This window comes from Eisenbergiella porci (assembly GCF_009696275.1).
GTDB classification, from domain to species: Bacteria; Bacillota; Clostridia; order Lachnospirales; family Lachnospiraceae; genus Eisenbergiella; species Eisenbergiella porci.
Genome location: NZ_VUMI01000127.1, coordinates 1 through 2,866 on the forward strand (window position 1 = coordinate 1; position 2,866 = coordinate 2,866).

Annotated in this window: 4 protein-coding genes; 3 read left to right on the forward strand and 1 reads right to left on the reverse strand. The window is 52.2% G+C overall.

Going from position 1 to position 2,866, the window contains the following annotated elements; all coding sequences use genetic code 11:
* Positions 1–466, reverse strand: a 466-nt coding sequence (locus tag FYJ45_RS29075; protein WP_154468409.1) for a helix-turn-helix domain-containing protein, incomplete at its 3' end; no start/stop codon positions are given.
* Positions 467–804: 338 nt separating this feature from the next.
* Here FYJ45_RS29075 and FYJ45_RS29080 point away from each other — a divergent pair.
* The 3 genes from FYJ45_RS29080 (at position 805) to mobV (ending at position 2,853) form a co-directional block, all read left to right on the forward strand.
* Positions 805–1,218 carry a cysteine-rich VLP domain-containing protein gene (locus tag FYJ45_RS29080; protein WP_002588751.1) on the forward strand — a complete coding sequence of 138 codons (414 nt, stop codon included), beginning with the start codon at positions 805–807 and terminating at the stop codon, positions 1,216–1,218.
* Positions 1,219–1,329: 111 nt separating this feature from the next.
* On the forward strand, positions 1,330–1,725 hold the full coding sequence (locus tag FYJ45_RS29085) for a replication initiator protein A (RefSeq protein ID WP_002588752.1): 396 nt from the start codon (positions 1,330–1,332) through the stop codon (positions 1,723–1,725).
* A gap of 183 nt (positions 1,726–1,908) precedes the next feature.
* Positions 1,909–2,853 (forward strand): MobV family relaxase, encoded by a 945-nt coding sequence (gene mobV / locus FYJ45_RS29095; RefSeq protein WP_002334814.1) that lies wholly within the window; start codon positions 1,909–1,911, stop codon positions 2,851–2,853.
* Positions 2,854–2,866 lie beyond the last annotated feature (13 nt).

Here is a 2,866-nt window from a genome sequence, read left to right on the forward strand (position 1 = left end):
GGTGTTCCGGGTGTTCTTTCATCAGGTCGGACAGGGAAGCCGTTGCCATCTCGATAAGCTGGTTTCTTGCTGTTATGCCCTTTGCCGCCGTATCCTGAAAATAAATCCGTATCAAATCTATCAGCTTAGGAAAATTCCTGTGTTCCAACAGGCGGTTGAGGATTTGCACATCAACAGCACCCGTCACAAGCCCCCTCACGGCTCCCTCGGACAAGCCTAATTCAGAAATATCGTAGCTTTTACGAACGCTCACGGTAGACAAGCCCAGTATGTAGTCTGTCGATACCTTAAATTCCTTTGCCACACCTATGAGAATATCACTGCTGACCGTTCTTGTTTCGCCGCTGACAATGCGGCTCAACTGGGAAGCGGAAACGCCTATCTTCTCCGCAAGTTCCTTTTGTGTGATGTGGTTCCCGTTGCATAAATCGGAAATCCGCTGTCCGGGCGTTCCGGGTAAAGCCATAGATACGCACCTCCTCCGCATACTTCCATTATACAGAATGATTGCAAAAATGCAATTTCCAAAGTGTAAACTTCATCAAAATGCAATTCTCGCAATATTCCGGGAATTGCATTTTTTTCGTGTAGACTTAGGGTAGTTCATCGATGGACGGCACCTTGAAAACAGAATGACCGTCCGAAAAGGAATACCCCGGCTGGGGAAGCACCGCAAGGAGTCGGACTTCGGGACAAAATGTCCCGAAGTTGCGAGGAGCGTGCCAACGCCGGAACACGCCGCAGGAATGGGGCAGGAAACCTTTTCGGGGAGAACGGCAACGGAAAGCAAAATGGAGGGAACGCATGAGAGATAACCCCTATAAAGACTTGCCGCCGCTGGAACGCAGGCCGGACGGTTCCCTTTACCGCATGACCCCGGCGCAGAGAAAACAGGCGGCCAGCCTGATACGCCGGGAGTGCTGTTGCTGTGAGGACGGCAACTGCATTGTCCTTGACGATGGGGACACCTGCACCTGTCCGCAGACGATTTCTTTCTCGGTCTGCTGTAAGTGGTTCCGCTGGGCGGTCTTGCCGCTGGACGGGACGCTGGAAGCGGAGATTTTCCGGGATAAGGACTTGAAACGCTGTGAGGTCTGCGGCGGTGTGTTCGTCCCCAAATCCAACCGGGCAAAATACTGCCCCGGCTGTGCCGCCAGAGTTCACAGGCGGCAGAAAACAGAAAGTGAACGGAAAAGGAGGTCTGCTGTGGACAGTTAGGAGCGAAAAAAGCCTTGATTTATCAGGCTTCGCAAGCCCCAAACCGGGGCTGGTGGTATAAAGTATCGCCCGCCCCGGAAAACGGGCTTCTAACCGTCCACAAAACGCACTATGACAAATACCATCTATATCCATCAGCCGGAAAAGGCGTTCAGCTTCACCCGGCTCCCGAATTTCCTCTTTGAAGCCCCCACATTCAAGCCCTTGTCCAACGAGGCAAAGGTTCTGTACGCCTTTATCCTGCGCCGGACAGAGTTATCCCGCAAGAATGGGTGGGCGGATGATTGCGGACGGATTTATCTGTACTATCCCATCTGCGAGGTGGTTGACCTGCTCCACTGTGGGCGGCAGAAAGCGGTAAACACCCTGCGGGAACTGCAATACGCCGGGCTGGTGGAGATCCAGAAGCAGGGCTGTGGAAAACCCAACCGCATTTTCCCAAAATCCTATGAAGCGGTTCCAAACACCGACTTCAAGAAATCCGGTTCTGGTACGCCGGAGGGCTGAAAACCGTACTTATGAAGTGAGGAAATCACTCCCCGGAAGTACGAAAACCGGACGGTATATAGAAATACAAAGATTAAAAAGATTTATTTATATTCTATCCATTCCAATCCTATCCGAGCTAATTTCTGCGGGATTTTCCCTGTGGAAAACCCCGGATAGGAAAGGAATGGGGAAAGGAGCAGAATGGCACAACACGCAATTTTGCGGTTTGAGAAGCACAAGGGCAACCCGGCAAGGCCGCTGGAAGCCCATCACGAAAGACAGAAAGAACAATACGCCAGCAACCCCGACATTGACACAAGCCGGAGCAAGTACAACTTTCATATCGTCAAGCCAGAGGGCAGGTACTATCATTTCATTCAAAACCGCATTGAACAGGCCGGGTGCCGAACCCGCAAGGACAGCACACGGTTTGTCGATACGCTGGTAACTGCCAGCCCGGAGTTTTTCAAGGGGAAATCCCCAAAGGAGATACAGGCGTTTTTCCAGAGGGCGGCGGACTTCCTCATTGGCCGGGTAGGACGGGAAAATATCGTGTCGGCGGTGGTACACATGGACGAGAAAACGCCCCACCTGCATTTGACCTTTGTTCCGCTGACAAAGGACAACCGCCTGTGTGCAAAGGAGATTATCGGCAACCGGGCAAACCTGACGAAGTGGCAGGACGATTTTCACGCCTATATGGTGGAGAAATATCCTGACTTGGAGCGTGGGGAGAGCGCCAGCAGGACAGGCCGGAAGCATATCCCCACCCGGCTTTTCAAACAGGCGGTTTCCCTCTCCCGGCAGGCAAGAGCCATTGAAGCCACACTGGACGGCATTAACCCGCTGAACGCCGGAAAGAAAAAAGAGGAAGCCCTCTCCATGCTGAAAAAGTGGTTCCCGCAGATGGAGAATTTCTCCGGGCAGTTGAAAAAGTACAAGGTCACAATCAATGACCTGCTGGCGGAGAATGAGAAGTTGGAAGCAAGGGCAAAGGCCAGCGAAAAAGGAAAGATGAAAGATACGATGGAACGGGCAAAGCTGAAAAGCGAACTGGACAATTTACAGCGGCTGGTTGACCGTATCCCGCCGGATATACTGGCGGAACTGAAACGTCAGCAGCGGCACACGGTAAAGGAAAGGTGATAGATATAAGCAG

What these genes read in the sequence shown, in the direction of transcription:
- FYJ45_RS29080 (WP_002588751.1), top strand. Translation starts at nt 805, where the DNA reads ATGAGAGATAACCCCTATAAAGACTTGCCGCCGCTGGAACGCAGGCCG.
- FYJ45_RS29085 (WP_002588752.1), top strand. Translation starts at nt 1,330, where the DNA reads ATGACAAATACCATCTATATCCATCAGCCGGAAAAGGCGTTCAGCTTC.
- mobV (WP_002334814.1), top strand. Translation starts at nt 1,909, where the DNA reads ATGGCACAACACGCAATTTTGCGGTTTGAGAAGCACAAGGGCAACCCG.